The sequence below is a fragment of the Streptomyces sp. NPDC000345 genome, from assembly GCF_042898825.1.
Classification (GTDB): Bacteria; Actinomycetota; Actinomycetes; order Streptomycetales; family Streptomycetaceae; genus Streptomyces.
In genome coordinates this window covers 55608-70599 of the sequence record NZ_JBIAZE010000016.1, presented here as the reverse complement: position 1 = coordinate 70599, position 14992 = coordinate 55608, and the positions used below count along the sequence as shown (strand labels likewise).

Annotated in this window: 11 protein-coding genes; 1 reads left to right on the top strand and 10 read right to left on the bottom strand. The window is 74.1% G+C overall.

Going from position 1 to position 14992, the window contains the following annotated elements:
- Positions 1-108 precede the first annotated feature (108 nt).
- Positions 109-513 (bottom strand): globin, encoded by a 405-nt coding sequence (locus ACFY30_RS31250; protein WP_390848501.1) that lies wholly within the window; start codon positions 511-513, stop codon positions 109-111.
- A 113-nt stretch (positions 514-626) separates the two neighbouring features.
- On the opposite strand from ACFY30_RS31250, the gene ACFY30_RS31245 reads away from it, so the two are divergent.
- Positions 627-1637, top strand: coding sequence for a methyltransferase domain-containing protein (locus tag ACFY30_RS31245; RefSeq protein ID WP_390848500.1), 1011 nt, complete (start codon positions 627-629; stop codon positions 1635-1637).
- A 29-nt stretch (positions 1638-1666) separates the two neighbouring features.
- Here ACFY30_RS31245 and ACFY30_RS31240 read toward each other — a convergent pair whose 3' ends face one another.
- From ACFY30_RS31240 to ACFY30_RS31200, 9 genes are all read right to left on the bottom strand, one after another.
- Positions 1667-3502 carry an FHA domain-containing protein gene (locus ACFY30_RS31240; protein ID WP_390848499.1) on the bottom strand — a complete coding sequence of 612 codons (1836 nt, stop codon included), beginning with the start codon at positions 3500-3502 and terminating at the stop codon, positions 1667-1669.
- Between the two features lie 41 nt (positions 3503-3543).
- Entirely contained in the window at positions 3544-4890 is a 1347-nt protein-coding gene (locus ACFY30_RS31235) for a VWA domain-containing protein (protein WP_390848498.1), read from the bottom strand.
- An 84-nt stretch (positions 4891-4974) separates the two neighbouring features.
- Positions 4975-6282, bottom strand: a complete 1308-nt coding sequence (locus ACFY30_RS31230; RefSeq protein WP_390848497.1) for a PP2C family serine/threonine-protein phosphatase — start codon at positions 6280-6282, stop codon at positions 4975-4977.
- Positions 6283-6285: 3 nt separating this feature from the next.
- A complete protein-coding gene (locus ACFY30_RS31225; protein WP_390848496.1) occupies positions 6286-8796 on the bottom strand; it encodes a tetratricopeptide repeat protein in 2511 nt (836 codons plus the stop codon).
- A gap of 2 nt (positions 8797-8798) precedes the next feature.
- The gene (locus ACFY30_RS31220) at positions 8799-10124 is read right to left on the bottom strand and encodes a hypothetical protein (RefSeq protein WP_390848495.1); all 1326 of its coding nucleotides are present in this window, start codon (positions 10122-10124) and stop codon (positions 8799-8801) included.
- A gap of 57 nt (positions 10125-10181) precedes the next feature.
- Positions 10182-11210 (bottom strand): glutamate ABC transporter substrate-binding protein, encoded by a 1029-nt coding sequence (locus ACFY30_RS31215; protein ID WP_390848494.1) that lies wholly within the window; start codon positions 11208-11210, stop codon positions 10182-10184.
- Between the two features lie 14 nt (positions 11211-11224).
- The gene (locus ACFY30_RS31210; RefSeq protein ID WP_390848493.1) at positions 11225-12586 is read right to left on the bottom strand and encodes a hypothetical protein; all 1362 of its coding nucleotides are present in this window, start codon (positions 12584-12586) and stop codon (positions 11225-11227) included.
- A gap of 172 nt (positions 12587-12758) precedes the next feature.
- The gene (locus ACFY30_RS31205) at positions 12759-13733 is read right to left on the bottom strand and encodes an N-acetylglucosamine kinase (RefSeq protein ID WP_390848492.1); all 975 of its coding nucleotides are present in this window, start codon (positions 13731-13733) and stop codon (positions 12759-12761) included.
- On the bottom strand, positions 13724-14989 hold the full coding sequence (locus ACFY30_RS31200; protein ID WP_390848491.1) for a 6-phospho-beta-glucosidase: 1266 nt from the start codon (positions 14987-14989) through the stop codon (positions 13724-13726). The genes ACFY30_RS31205 and ACFY30_RS31200 overlap by 10 nt, the downstream gene beginning before the upstream one ends.
- Between the last annotated feature and the right edge of the window lie 3 nt (positions 14990-14992).

The following is a 14992-nucleotide window of genomic DNA, read 5'->3' as shown; positions in this document are numbered from 1 at the left end:
GCGTCCTGCGCCGACGCCACCGCACCTGCTGGACGTCGGCCGGCAGCACCCCGTGAGAGTCCGCCGGCGGCAAACCCTGACGCGGTCACCCCGAAGGACGTCCTGGACTCACTCCGGGGCGTTCACCATCGACGCCGCCGCGTACGTCAGGTAGTTCCACAGGGTCTCCTCGTGCTCCTCGGAGAGCCCGAGCCCGTCCACCGCGTCCCGCATGTGCTTCAGCCAGGCGTCGTGCGCGGCCCGGTCGACCACGAAGGGCGCGTGCCGCATGCGCAGCCGCGGGTGGCCGCGGTTGTCGCTGTAGGTCGTCGGGCCGCCCCAGTACTGCATGAGGAACAGCGCGAGGCGCTCCTCGGCCGGGCCCAGGTCCTCCTCGGGATACATGGGCCGCAGGACCGGGTCCTCGGCGACTCCCTCATAGAAACGGTGGACCAGCCGGCGGAAGGTCTCCTCCCCACCGACCTGCTCGTAGAAGGTCTGCTCCTGAAGCGTGCCGCGCCGAATCTCTTTCACCACCCCATGGTCTCAGACGGGGAGACCGAGGACTGAGGGCTTAGGACCACGAGGACGCCGGCCCCGGGACCACCAGGTTCGCCCCGGCGCGGGTTCGGCCGCACAGTGGAGGCATGAGCGCGCACGCCCTCGACCACGGCCTCGAGGACCTCGCCGCCACGGCGCGGGCCGCGATGGTGCGCGCCGTCGCGGCGAGCGGTGCCTTCGCCGCCGACCCGCGCTGGCAACAGGCCTTCGCGACGGTCCCGCGCCACCTCTTCGTGCCGTACTACTACGTCAGCGGCGTCGGCGGATGCGAACGGCGCTGGGGCGAGAGTCCCGACCCGCGCACCCGCGAGCGGTGGGTGCGCGGCGCCTACGAGGACACCCCGCTGGCCACCCGGCTGCGCGACGGCGAGCTGCTCTCCTCCAGCAGCCAGCCCTCGCTGATGGCGCTGATGCTGGCCGAGCTGCGGGTCGAGGACGGCGACCGGGTGCTGGAGATCGGGGCCGGGACCGGCTACAACGCGGCGCTGCTGTCGTACCGGCTCGGCGACGACCACGTCACGACCGTCGACCTGGACCCGGAGATCACCGAGTCCGCGCGGCGGCACCTCGACGCTGCCGGCTACCACCCGGCCGTCGTCACCGGGGACGGGGCGCGCGGGGTGCCGGAGCGGGCGCCCTTCGACCGGATCGTCGCGACCTGCCGGCTGGCGTCGGTGCCGCGCGCCTGGATCGCCCAGTGCAGGCCGGGCGCGATCGTCCTGACCCCGCTGGCCACGGGCCTGGTCGCGCTGACGGTACGGGACCGGGAGCACGCCGAGGGGCATTTCCTGCACACCCCCGCCTACTTCGTCCCCCTGCGCGGGCAGGGCCGGCCCGCATCCGAGCCGGTCGCGCTCGGCGGGGTTCCGCGCCGGGCCAGGGAGAGCGATCTGTTCCGTTTCCTGCTGGACCTCACCCGGGGCACCCTCGACCCCCAGGAGGCGTACGCCCTGTGGGAGCGCGAGGGCATGCCGGACCGGCGGCGCTACGGCGTCACGGTCGGCGCGGAGCACGCGTGGGCGTGGCTGGACGAACCGGAGGGCCCGTACGCCTGGCCCCTGCCGGGTTCGACGGGGGCGCGGCTCGTCGAGCCGTGACCCCCCGTCCCCGGACACCTCCGGGCAGGTCAGCCCCGGCGGATCGTGATCGTCGTCCAGGCGCCCACGTGGACCCGGTCGCCGTCCTGCAGCGGCACCGGGACGTACGGCTGGATCGGCTCCTCCCCGCCGTTGACCGTCGTGCCGTTCGTCGAGTTCTGGTCGACGACCGCCCAGGTGCCGTCCGGCTGCTGGACCAGGACCGCGTGCTGGTGCGAGACGCCCGGGTCCTCCGGCGGCACCGACAGGTCTATGTCGGGGGTCTCGCCGGTGGAGTGCCGGCGGCGGCCGATGGTGACCTGGTTGCCGGTGAGCGTGCGCTGCTGCTCGGGCGAGTACGCGGGCAGGTTGAGCCCCGCGGCCTCGGGACCCGAGCGCTGCATCATGGCCATGAAGTACGCGCGGTCCGGTCCGATCGTCGCCGTCCAGGTGGCCGGCTGCTGCGGGAACGCCGGGCCGGACGGGGGCGGCGCCTGCGTGGAGCCGGGCTGCGGGTAGCCGTAGCCGCCGCCCTGGGGGGCGGAGCCGGGGCCACCGGGGCCCTGGCCCTGACCGTGGTGCGACGGCGGGGAGATCACCCAGTCGTCGTCGGCACCGCCGAACGGCCCGGCGCCGGGCTGCGGCCGCCCCGTCTCCTGCGGGTAGCCGGAGGGACCGGACGGACCGGACGGACCGGGCGGCTGGAAGGCCTGCGGTATCCCGGGACCACCGGGACCACCGGGTCCACCAGGACCGCCCGGACCACCCTGGCCGGGCGGCGGCGGGACGGGACGGGAGGGGTCGGCGCCGAAGCCGGAGGGACCGCCCGGCCCCCCGGAGGGGCCACCGGGGCCGGTGGGCTCACGCCGGAAGGGGTCCGCGGACGGACCCGACGGCTCGCGCCCGAAGGGGTCGGCGGAGGGCCGGCCACCGCCACCGGGGCCGGAGGGCTCCCGCCCGAAGGCACCACCGGGAGGACCGGGAGGGTTCGGAGGACCGGAAGGCTCGCGCCCGTAGGCACCGGGGCCGCCGCCTTGACCGCCGGGCTCGCGCCCGTAGGCGCCGGGGCCGCCGCCTTGACCGCCGGGCTCGCGCCCGAACGCGCCGCCGCCCTGACCGCCGGGCTCACGCCCGAAGGAACCCGGGCCGCCGGGGCCGCCCTGACCGCCGGGCTCGCGCCCGAACGCGCCGGGGCCGCCGCCTTGACCGCCGGGCTCGCGCCCGAACGCGCCGGGGCCGCCGCCCTGACCGCCGGGCTCACGCCCGAAAGAACCCGGGCCGCCGGGGCCGCCCTGACCGCCGGGCTCGCGCCCGAACGCGCCCGGACCCCCCGGTCCCGAGGGACCCTGCGGCTCGCTGCCGAAGGGCGGGCCGGGCGGGATCGGTTCGGCGGGACGGTTCACCTGCGACGGGCGGGAGCCCTGGTACTCGAAGGAGTCACCGCCGCCGAACGACGGGGGCGGTGCCGGGAAGCGCGCCCCGGGACCGCCCGGGCCGCCCGCGCCGCCGGGTCCGCCCGGGCCGGGGGCCGGCGGGCGCGGGGCGGCCGGGGTGTACGAGGTCGCGGTGTTGGTCAGGAAGTTCCACCGGCACTCCTCGCAGAAGGGCGCGCCGCCCTCGCGGGGCGTACGGCACTGCGGGCAGAGCTCCGGCTCGTGGCCCGGTGCACCGGACAGGTGCGTCCGCCCACCGGGCCGGCCACCCGGCTGGCCCGCGGGCTGACCTCCGGGCGGGCCGGGCTGAGTCGGCTGCGGGGGCGGGAAGCCGTAGCCGCCGGCCGTGGGCGGAGGCGGCGGGGGCGGGGGTACGGCACCGGCCATGCGGTGACCGCAGACCTCGCACCAGTCGTCGGAACCCGACTGGTGTCCGTTCGGGCAGGTCGGCATGTCGGCGCGTCCCCCTCTCCTTCGGTGACCTAGTGGTTACGTCACTTCTTTACACGAACAGTCTTTGTGGACCGGGTCTCGAGGGTCATCTCGTCCGCCTCGGCGACCTTCGCCTTCAGTCGCACAGTACCTGTCGGGGCATCGACCACGTCCACCACCTTCGCAAGCAGTTTCGCAGTATCGGCATTTCCCGAGACGCTCGCGAGCTGTACGGCACGGCCCAGTTTGGCCGTGGCTCCGTCCATGTCTCCCGCTTTGCGCAGGTCCAGGCCCTGCTGGATGACCTGTGCCAGTTCGGCCTGTCCCGTGTAGTGCGCGACCTGCGGGTTGATCGACGTCGAGGCGGCCATGTCGTCGGTCCACACGGCCCGTACGAGACCCTGTGCGCCGAGGTTGTGGACCGTACCGTCCGGCTGCGGAACGACCAGGGAGACCCGTGCGGCCAGCATCTCCTGGCCCACGTGCGCGGCCGGGACCTCGACGCACACGTGGTAGTCGCGGGACTCGTCGCCCCAGGAACCGGTGGGGTAGTCGCCCGCGCGCGGACCCGCCTCGGTGCGGCGGTCGGTCAGTTCCACGACGGTCGGCGCGACCTGCTTGACGAACTTGATGGTGGTGCCCACCGGCGTCCACATCCGCAGCGCGACGTCCGCGACCTCCTTGCCCATCGCCGTCTCCATCATCTGCGTGAAGTCGGCGGCGAGACCGGACGGGTCGGCGACGATGTCGGCCGTGCCGAGCAGGGCGGTGGCGATCCCTGTGACTTCTTTCACTTCCCAGTCGGTGCCCACACCGCGGGCGTCACAGGTGAAACGGCCCGCGCAGTCGTCGAGGGCGGCCTTGAGGTCGGTCGCCGACTCGTGCTCGTTGCGGCCGTCGGTGAGCAGGATGCCGTGCCGGATGGCGACCTCGGCGGAGGACAGCAGACGGTCGGCCAGCCGCAGCCAGGTGCCGATCGCGGTGCCGCCGCCCGCGCTCAGCCGGCGCAGGGCCTGCTTGGCCTGCTCCCGGGTGGTGGGGTCGGCGACCGCGAGGCGTCCGCCGCCCGGGTAGACCTCCTTGGCCACGTGCGTGCCGCCGATCACCGCGAAGTGCACTCCGTCGCGCAGGGTGTCGATGGCGGCGGCCGTGGCGTCACGGGCGTTGCGCATCTTGGCCGGCGGGTAGTCCATCGAACCGGAGCAGTCCACCATGATCGCCACGGCCGCGGACGGGCTCCGGCCGGGCGCGTACAGGTGCGGTGCGGCGACCGCGCCGCCGACGGTGCCGCCGCCGGTCGCGGTCACCGTGACGATCGCGTTGACCTCGCGGCCGTCCTCCGGCAGGTACTCGTTCTGGTAGACGTCCACCGAGAACTGCGGCACGTTCGACTTCGAGAAATTGGCCATGCCTGATCGAATCCCCCTCGCTGGGTACGGACCGGTCCCCTCCGGCCCGTGGGCGTGTCACCCATGGTTTCCCCGTGTGCGCCCTCAGGCGTTTCCTGCCCCCTGCGGGGGTGCGGGGAACGGTACGACGGCCACTGTTACGTTGTCGTGGCCCCCGCCGTCCAGGGCATGACCGACGAGGACCTGGGCGCAGTGCAGGGGCCGTACGGCGGCGTCGAGGGGGACGACCTCGGCCATCTCCTCGGCCGCCTCGGCGTAGTTCCACAGGCCGTCGGTGCACACCACCACCACACCCGGACGGTCCGGCTTGAAGGAAGCGGTGTGCGGCTCCAGTTCGTAGGCGTCCGCGCCGAGCCAGCCGGTGATCGCGTGGGCGCGTTCGTCGGCGTAGGCCTCCGCCTCGCTCATCAGGCCGGCGGCCACCATCTGGGCGGCCCAGGAGTCGTCCTCGGTGAGCCGGGCCGGGGGTGCGCCGCGGTCGGCCGGCACCCAGTAGACGCGGCTGTCGCCGACCCAGCCGACGACCAGCAGACCCGAGGTGACCACCGCGCCGACGAGGGTGCAGGCCGGGGAGTTCTGGTGCGGGGCGTGCTCGCGGGCCGTGGCGGGCTCGTCGGCCAGCGCGTTGACCGCGTGCGAGGCGGCGACGATCGCCTCGTGCATCGCCTGCTGCGGGTGGGCGCCCTGGGGGAGGGCCGCCAGCAGCGACTCGCTCGCCGCCCGGGAGGCGGCCATGGAGGCGTCGTCGGGGCGGGTCGCCGAGGAGACGCCGTCGCAGACGACCGCGACGAGCGCGGGAGAGCCGTCGGGCAGCGTGGTGTGGCCGAGGCCGAAGGCGTCCTCGTTGCGGTGGTGCCGCAGGCCGCGGTCGCTGACGGCGGCCACGGGGCCCGACTCCAGCTCCATGTGGTCGCGTTCGCGCGGCTGGGCGTGGCCGCAGTTCTCGCAGTACCCGTCGTCGTCGACCCGTCCGGCCCGGCAGGCCACACAGACCTTGGCCGGCCCGCTCACCGTGACGGCCTCGGCGGCGACCCGCGGATCCGGTGCCTGCAACGGATACTCCTCGGGCTCGGCGGGCCGGTCGAACCGCACCCCGGAGGCGGGGGAGGCGGGAGAACCGGGGGAGGGCACGGAGCCGGCGGGACCGGCGGCCTGAGGCGGGGCCGGGGCGCCGGCGGCGGGCGGGGCCGGGGGCGTGGCCCAGCCGGCGAGCGCCTCCGGGGGAGCCGGCACGGCCGCGCCGTTCATCGTGAGGGTCGGGTGGTCCTGCGGGCGGGGCGGTACGACCGACAGGTCGTATCCGCACGCGCCGCAGAAACGGTCACCCGCGTCGAGCGGCTCCGCGCAGCTCGGACACGTCGGCAGGGCGGCCTGCCGGGGCATCTGGGACATCAACTACACCCACGTCCGGGGGCGGTAACGATTGGCACGTTCCACCAGGTCGATCCTCTCCTCACCGCCGGTCGCCAGCCGGGCCAGCGTGCGGTACGAGCGCTCCAGGCCGAACCGGAGCCCCCGTTCGTCGAGTTGGCTGCCGAGCAGCGCCCGCCGGGCGTCCGGGCCGGCACCCTGGCCACCGGAGAGTATCCAGTCCAGCGCGCAGCCGAGGACTTCCGCGGACAACTGCTCCCGCCGCGTGGGGTCGAGCCCGTACGCGTCCAGCGCCTCGACCTGCGCCGCCGCCGCGGTGAGGTCCTCCTGGAAGGGTACGTCGGCGGCGGCCGCGGTCCGCTGCCGCAGCCGGGCCCGCACCGCCGCCACGCGGGCGGCCGTGTAGTGGATGGACGACTCCGGCACAGATTCCAGCGTCCGTACGGCACTGCGGCGGTCCCCGGCCGCGAGCTGCACGCGCGCGAGGCCGAACGCGGCGCTCACATAGCTCGGGTCGGTCGACCAGACGAGGCGGTAGTACTCCGCCGCGTTGTCCAACTGGCCCAGCACCTCGGCGCACAGGCCGAGCGCCAGCTTGGGCGCGGGTTCGCCCGGGAAGGCGTCGTAGATCGCGTCGAAGGCGAGCGCGGCGCCCTCGTGGTCGCCGGTGACCAGGGAGGCCACGCCTCGGTACCAGACGACCCGCCAGTCGTCGGGCCGTTCGTCCTCCAGCTTCTCCAGGGACTGCAGGGCGGCCTGGTGGTCGCCGTTCTCCAGCCACGCGCGGACCTGCCGCAGCCGGGTCTCCACGGACGGCGCCGGCGCGGCCGCGAGGGCCGTGATCAGCTCGGACGGCGCGGAGGTCATCAGGCCGGCGAGGAAGCCCGCGTTGGGGTCGGTGGGGTCGACGTGCGGGACGGGCAGCGCGAGGCCGGCGGGGGACGCGGGGACGGTCCTCACCAGACCGCGGGCGGTGGCGGCCTGCGCGGTGGCGGCGCCGGACGCCGCCGCGACGGGGGAAACCCCTTTCCCCCGACGGGTCCTGACGTCCCGTGCGCCCAGCCGTGACACCTCCCCGTCCAGCTTCGGGAACAGCTCGGTGTCGGTGACCTTCACCTCGGGTCCGAACAGCGTCGACAGGGCGGGCCGGGCCCGGCCGCTCTGCAGCGAGACGACCTCCCGCAGCACGCCCGTGAGCTGCTCGGCCATCTCCTGGGCGGAGCCGAACCGGCGGGCGGGGTCGGGGTCGGTGGCACGGACCAGCAGCCGGTAGAAGGACTCGTACCGGCGGAAGACGTCGATGGTGTCCGGGTCGGGGAGCGAGTCGGCGAAGACGGTCGTGTAGCCCTGGAAGTCGAAGGTCAGGACCGCCAGGGTGCGGCCGACCGTGTACAGGTCGGACGCCACCGAGGGGCCGGTCTCCGCGACCTCCGGCGCCTGGTAGCCGACCGTGCCGTAGATGGCCGACTCCTCGTCGTCCATCCTGCGCACCGCGCCCATGTCGATCAGCTTGAGCTGGTCCTCGGTCTGGATCGCGTTGTCGACCTTGAAGTCGCAGTACAGCAGGTTGCGGCTGTGCAGGTGGCCGAGCGCCTCGAGCGCCTCGATGCCGTAGGCACAGGCCTGTTCCACCGGGAGCGGGTCCCGCTTGCCGTCGGAGGTGCGGCGGGCGTTGGCGATCTCCTTGAGGGACTTTCCGCCCACGTACTCCATGACGATGTAGCCGTCGAGCGAGCCGGTCCGCTGGTCGAGGTGCTCGACGAAGTTGTAGATCCGCACGATGTTGGCGTGCTCGATCTCGGCGAGGAAGCGCCGCTCCGAGATGGCCGCGGCCATGGCGTCCTGGTCACCGGTGTCGAGAAGGCCCTTCAGCACCACCCAGCGGTCCGAGACCGCGCGGTCCACCGCCAGGTAGATCCAGCCCAGACCGCCGTGCGCCAGACAGCCCGCGACCTCGTACTGGCCGTGCACGACGTCGCCGGACTTCAGCTTCGGGACGAAGGAGTACGGGTGGCCGCACTTGGTGCAGAAGCCCTCCGTGCGCCCCGGCCGGTCCCCGCGCGCGCGGCCCACCGGCGCGCCGCAGTCGGAGCGCGAGCAGAACCGCTTGCGCTCGGGCACCTCGGGGTTCTCCAGCACCATCGCGCGCGGGTCGGGGCGCGGCACCTGCGGCACGGACACCAGGCCCACGCCCAGCCGGGCCCGCCCGGAGGAACCGGCCGACGAGCCGGAGCTGCGCACCGACACCGAACGGCCCGTCGACCTGCCCGACAGGGAGCGCGAGAGCCGTCCCGAGACCGAGCGGCGCGACTTCGACGACTGCGACGACGTACGGGACGAGCCGGCCGGGGTGCTGGAGCTGCCGCGGGTCACCCCGGTCGGGGACGAGCCGACCGGGCCTCCCCCGGCGGGGGGACCTCCGGCGGAGACGACCGGGGCGAGGCCGCACGTGTCGCAGTACAGCTCGCCGCCGCCCACGTCCTCGTACGACCCCTCGCAGCCCGGCCGCTGACATGTCTGCCCTGCCTGACTCATGGCTACCGCTCCCCCCTGTGGTCCTCGGGCCCGCCCTGGTCCGGCACGCGCGGGGCGGACAGCAGTTCGGCGGCCGCCTGCTGGTAGCGCAGCACCGCCTGTTCGGCGACGCGCAGATCGCAGGGCGCGCTCCACAGCATGCGGCGCGCCGCGTCGTAGCGCTCGATGAGGAACGGGTCCTCGGCGAGGCCGTGCCGGGCGACCTTCGCCTTGTACGCGTCGAGCCGGCCGCGCAGCTCCGCGCGGACCGCCAGCGGCGCGGTGACCGCGGTCAACGACTCCCGGGCGCGCAGCAGTTCGTCCTCCGCCTTCCGCTCCAGGGACTCCAGGAGCGGGGACAGCCGGTGCCACTGCCCGTGTCTGCGGTACTCGGCGGCCGTCGCCAGCTGCTCCTGCAGCACGGTCGGCGGGCCGCTGACCACCGGCACCTCCGTCGCGGCGATCTTGGCGAGCACCTCACCGCGCGCGGTGCGCGCCTCGGCGAGCGTGCGGTCGGCGCGGCTGAGGACGTCCCGCAGCTTCACCAGCCGCTGCTCGGCGTCCTGACGGACCGTCAGCACGGCGTCGATCTCCCGCCGTACGTCCTCCAGCGCGCGGGCCTCGCGGTCGTACACCGTGGTGTCCGGGCGGCCGCCGCCGGGCGCCGAACTGCCCTGCGCGGGCACCCAGTACGCCAGCGGGTCCGACACCACCTCCTCGCGCAGCCGGGTCAGCGTGCCCGTGATGCGCTCCAGGTCGTCACCCGCCGGGTGCTCGCCCGGGCGTACGCCCACGGAGTGCGCGAGCCGGCGGGTGCGCTGGAGCTCGGCGGCCAGTAAATCGATCCGCGCGGGCAGCGCCGACCACACCGCGTCGGCGGCGACGACCATGTCCAGCGACGAGGCGTACAGCTCGTTCATCCGGTCGACGAGGGTGGCGAGGGAGAAGCTCTGGCTGAGCTTGCCCGTGCCGTGCAGCGTGGGCGCGTTCGCCGTGGCGGTGGCCGAGCCGGCGACCGTGACGGACTCGCCGCGCAGCAGTTCCGTCAGCTCCACCAGGTCCTCGCGGCTGGACCAGCGGCGGCGCGAGCGGATCTCCCGCGCGGAGCGCAACGCGTCCGTGTACGCGTCGAAGTAGGCCCACAGCAGCGTGATCGACGCCTCCGCGGCCGCCCAGCGCTCCTTGGTGACGCCGGTGAGCTCGGCGCCCTCGAGGAGCCGGCGGCCCGCGTGGTCCTGCAGGGCGAGGAGCGAGGTCTCGATCGCCTCGTGCTCCGCGCCGAGCCGCGCCAGCGCACGGTCGACCTCGTCCCGGTCCATCACCGGCCCGGGCGGTCCCGTGACGCCCATCGATCACCTCTCCGCTGCTGTGTCGTTCGTCCGTTCGCTGCCCGCCCCGGTGGCCCGTCAGCTCTTGCGCAGGTACTGCGGCGAGGGCGGCCGCGACGTCGCCGCGTCCCTCCCCAGTGTGGCCGACAGCCAGCGGTCGTACGACGTCTGCCAGCCGCTCGCGCGGTAGTCCACGAGAATCTGATTGACCCGGCGTACCAGGTCGTCCGCCTTCACGTTCATCGCCACGCCGTAGTACTCGGTCGTGAACGGGTCGCCCTTGAGCGCCAGGGTCGGATCCTGGGCCGCCTGGCTCGCCGCGAGCGCGCCGTCGGTGACCACCGCGTCGACCTCGCCGAGCTGCAGCCGTACCAGGCAGTCCAGTTGGTTGGGGACGACGGTGCCGAGGTCGACGCTCCCGGGGATCACGCCCGCGTCGCGGTCCTTGGTCAGCTGCCCGTTGGCCGTGGAACTGGCCGCCGTGCAGACCTTCTTGTCCGCCAGGGTGTCGTCGTAGCCCTTGACCGGTGACGACTTGGGGGCGAGGACCTGCTGGCCGGTCTTGAAGTAGGGCGCGGAGAAAGCGACTTCCTTCAGACGGCTGCACGTGATGGTCATCGTGCGCACGACCATGTCCACCCGGCCCTCCTGGAGGGCCGGGATGCGCTGGTTGGTCGGGATGGCCTTGAACTGGACCGCCTCCGGGTCGCCGAGGATGTCCTGGGCGATCCGGTGGACCAGGTCGATGTCGAAGCCCTCCAGCTGGGCGCTGCTGTTGTTGGGGTCGCGGTAGCCCCAGCGGTAGCTGTTCTGGTCGACGCCGACGATCAGCTTGCGCTTCTCGCCCTGCCGGGCCTTGATCGCGGCGATGGCCGGTCCGTCCGCGCCCGACGGCGACAGCGTCTGCTTCTCCGGGTCCGTGCAGTCGTCGTCGGCCGCCTGGGTGCCCGCGGCGACCCGCGGGCCGCCCAGCCCCGTGGAGCCGTCGCCCTGGCGCTGGGTCAGCGGCAGCAGCAGCACGAAGGCCAGCGCGAGGGCGCAGACGACCGCCATCGCCCCGACGCCGCCCCAGCCCTTCAGACCGTCCCGCACACGTCGCGCACGCATCGTCACGCCCCCTCTCACCGGTACTCCGACAGCCTGCGGCCGATGCCGAGGACCGCGCCCGCCGCGCCCAGTACGGCGAGGACGGCGGCGCCGACCGAGAGCCCGGTCATCGCGTCCAGACCGTTGCCGGCCGCCTGCTGGAACTCGGCCCGTTCGTGCTGGAGAGCGAGGTCCAGGTTCTTGTCGACGCTGTCGAAGCATTCGGCGGTCGCGCCCTTGTCACCGATCACCAGGGCCAGCGCCTGCTCGTAGTTGCCGTTGTCGTCCTCGGCGCGGGCCGCGGTGTGGCGCTTCTTCCACACCGCCATGTTGCCCTCGGCGGAGGTCACCGGCTTCTCGCCGGCCTGGTCGTCGGCGTACCGGGCCGCCAGGGCGAGCCCGCTGCCGAGGTCGTCCATGTCGTCGGTGAAGTCGTGGTCGTACTTGTCGAGGGTCGTCGCGTCCGTGCCGCTGCCGACCTTCACCGTCTCCGCGCCGCGCGCCACCAGCGTGAGGTTCTCGTTGCCGCGCGCCTTGAGGGAGGCGATCCGCGCGTCGTGCAGCACGTTCAGCGAGCGCACGCCGTGGTCGTAGGAGTCGTTCAGGGCGGCGCGGGCCACGCTGTGGCCGATGACGAGCCACAGCAGCACGACGGTGGCGGTCGCCGTGGCCGCGACCAGACCGTGGTTCAGGACCCGGTTCGTCCGGCGGTAGTTGCGGTGCTGGGCCCAGGCCAGACCGGCCAGCGCGAGGACGCCCAGCGCGATCGCCGCCCAGGGGTAGGGGGTGGCGTCGGCGTAGTCGTCCTCCAGGCGCTGGTTCTCCTTCTGGTAGAGGTCCTCCGCCGCCGGGAGCATGTCGTCCTGCATCTTCTGGTTCGCGTACCGCAGGTAGGCGCCGCCGACCGGGAAGCCCTGGCGGTTGTAGGTGCGCGCGCGCTCGACCAGGCCCTTGTACTCCGGGAGCAGCTTGTTCAGTTTGGTGATCGCCGCGGCGGAGGGGGAGCCCGGGTCGGAGTTGTTGGCGGCGGTGACGAGGTTGGCGGCGGCCTTGTCGATGTCGTCCTCGTAGCGCTGCCGGGAGGCGGGCGTCTCCTGCCCGCCCGCCAGGAAGCCGCTGGACGCCGCCGTGTTGGCGTCCGCGAGGGAGCGGTAGATGTCGGCCGCGGCGGCGCTGAGCGGCTGGCTCTTGTGCAGCACGTCGTCGGCCGCCGCCTCGCGGTCGGCCGTCTGCCAGGCGGTGACCGCCCCGAAGGCGACCACGAGGAGGGCGAGGAGGGCGCCGATGACACGCAGCCGGCCCGGTTCCGTGGTCGCGGCGGCGCGCGCCTTGTCGACGCCCTCGGCGAAGGCCGTACGACGGGTCGGCGGTGGAGTGAGTGTTGCCGGTTCTGCCACGTTGTTGACCTCCCCCATGGTCATGCCTCGCCGCAAGTATCGCTGGCGGGAGTGACAATGCGAACCGGCTTCCCTGGATCTTGATCAGATCGCAGTCACCCCTGCTCATCAATACGCTGCGGGTGTGTGTTCGGTTCCTTCGCCGGGGGTGGGGGCCGCGGCCGGGGGGCGCCTACTCCGCGTCGAAATGCGCGCGCACCCTTTCCTGTGCCGCGGCGCCCGCCTCCAGCCGGTCCAGGCCGAGGAGCGCCGCCCCCAGCACGGGGCGGGCGCGCACCACCCGCGCCACCGCCTTCGGCGCCCGTGCCGCCAGCCGTTCCCGCACCCCGTCGTCCAGCCGGCCGTGACCCGCCGTCAGGACACCTCCCCCCAGCAGCACCGGCGTCTCCTCCTCCAGCAGCTCCAGCCGGGTCAGGGCCACCGCCGCCATCGTCACCACCTCCTCCGCCAGGCGGTCGACGATCCCGCGGGCCACCGTGTCGCCCTCCGCCGCCGTCGCGAAGAGGACCGGCGTGAGTTCGTGCCGGCGGGCGTCCGGAATGCGGGCCAGGTGCAGTGCCTCGATCAGGGCGTACATGCCGGGCAGGCCGAAGTGGGCCGGCAGCGTGCGGGCCAGGGCCGTGTCGCCGCCCCTGCCGTCCTCGGCCCGGGCCGCGTGCCACAGCGCCTCCTCGGCCAGCCCCCAGCCGCCGCCCCAGTCGCCGGAGAGGCGGCCCAGGGCGGGGAAGCGGGCGGTGCGGCCGTCGGGGCGCATGCCGACGCAGTTGATGCCGGCGCCGCAGACGACGGCCACGCCCCGGGGGTCGGGCACGCCGGCGCGGAGGATGGCGAAGGTGTCGTTGCGGACCTCCACGGTCGTGCCCCACGCGCGGGCGTGCAGCGCGGCCGCCAGCTGCTCCTCCTCCACCGGCAGGTCGGCGTTGGCGAGGCAGGCGGAGACATGGGTCACCGAGGTGACACCGGCGGAGCCGTACGCGCGCGCGACGGTGCCGGCGAGCGTGTCCACGGCCGCCGTGACGCCCACCGCGGGCGGCCGGAAGCCGCCGCCGCGGGCGGTGGCGAGCACCTCCCCGTCGGCCGCCACCACCGCCACGTCGGTCTTGCTGTTGCCCGCGTCGATGGCGAGGACGCTTGCGGTCAGGCCCACGCGAGGTGCTCCCGGTTGTGTGCGATCAGACGGTCGGTCAGGGCTTCGGCGTACTCGTACTGTGCGATCAGGGGGTGGGCGAGGAGGGCCTGGAAGACCCGGTCGCGGCCGCCGCGCAGGGCCGCGTCCAGGGCCAGGGCCTCGTACGCCGTCACGTTCGCCATCAGGCCCGCGTAGAGCGGGTTCACGGGGGCCACCGGGAGCGGGGAGGGGCCTTTGGAGCCCACCGCCGCCTGGACCTCGATCACCGCGTCGTCCGGGAGGAAGGGGAGCGTGCCGTTGTTGTGGGTGTTCACCACCTGGTACGGGCTGCCCGTCCCGGTGAGCAGCGACGCCGCCAGGTCCACCGCGGCCTCCGAGTAGTACGCGCCGCCGCGCTTGGCCAGCAGCCCGGGCTTCTCCGCCAGCGCCGGGTCGGCGTACAGCTCCAGCAGCTCCCGTTCCAGGGCGGCCACTTCCGCCGCCCTGGAAGGCTTCGCCCGCAGTTCTCGTACGACCTCGTCGTGGGCGTAGTAGTAGCGCAGGTAGTAGGACGGGACCACGCCCAGGCCGTCGAGGAGGGGCCGGGGCAGGCGCAGGTCGGCGGCGATGGCGTCGCCGTGGCCGGCCAGCAGCCCCGGCAGGACGTCCTCGCCCTCCGGGCCGCCCAGGCGTACGCCGGTCTCCCAGGTGAGGTGGTTGAGGCCGACGTGGTCGAGGTGGACCTCCGGCGGGGAGACGTTCAGCAGCGCCGCGAACCTGCGCTGCAGGCCGATCGCCACATTGCACAGGCCGACCGCCCGGTGGCCCTCCCGCAGCAGGGCGCGGGTGACGATGCCGACCGGGTTGGTGAAGTCGACGATCCAGGCGTCCGGATTCGCGCGGCGGACCCGTTCGGCGATGTCCAGGACCACCGGGACCGTCCGCAGCGCCTTGGCCAGGCCGCCGGCGCCGGTGGTCTCCTGGCCGACGCAGCCGCACTCCAGGGGCCAGGTCTCGTCCTGTTCGCGGGCCGCCTGGCCGCCGACGCGGAGCTGGAGCAGCACGGCGTCGGCGCCGTCGACGGCCCGGTCCAGGTCGGAGGTGGTGACGATGCGCCCGGGGTGACCCTGGCGGGCGAAGATGCGCCTCGCCAACCCGCCCACCAGTTCCAGGCGTTCGGCCGCCGGGTCGACCAGGACCAGCTCCTCCAGCGGGAGGGTGCCGCGCAGCCGGGCGAACCCGTCGACGAGTTCGGGCGTGTAGGTCGAGCCGCCGCCGACCACGGTGAGTTTCATGGC

Excerpts from the sequence above, each read along its gene's own strand:
- ACFY30_RS31245 (WP_390848500.1), top strand. The coding sequence starts at position 627 with ATGAGCGCGCACGCCCTCGACCACGGCCTCGAGGACCTCGCCGCCACG.
- ACFY30_RS31240 (WP_390848499.1), bottom strand. The coding sequence starts at position 3,502 with ATGCCGACCTGCCCGAACGGACACCAGTCGGGTTCCGACGACTGGTGC.
- ACFY30_RS31235 (WP_390848498.1), bottom strand. The coding sequence starts at position 4,890 with ATGGCCAATTTCTCGAAGTCGAACGTGCCGCAGTTCTCGGTGGACGTC.
- ACFY30_RS31230 (WP_390848497.1), bottom strand. The coding sequence starts at position 6,282 with ATGTCCCAGATGCCCCGGCAGGCCGCCCTGCCGACGTGTCCGAGCTGC.
- ACFY30_RS31225 (WP_390848496.1), bottom strand. The coding sequence starts at position 8,796 with ATGAGTCAGGCAGGGCAGACATGTCAGCGGCCGGGCTGCGAGGGGTCG.
- ACFY30_RS31220 (WP_390848495.1), bottom strand. The coding sequence starts at position 10,124 with ATGGGCGTCACGGGACCGCCCGGGCCGGTGATGGACCGGGACGAGGTC.
- ACFY30_RS31215 (WP_390848494.1), bottom strand. The coding sequence starts at position 11,210 with ATGCGTGCGCGACGTGTGCGGGACGGTCTGAAGGGCTGGGGCGGCGTC.
- ACFY30_RS31200 (WP_390848491.1), bottom strand. The coding sequence starts at position 14,989 with ATGAAACTCACCGTGGTCGGCGGCGGCTCGACCTACACGCCCGAACTC.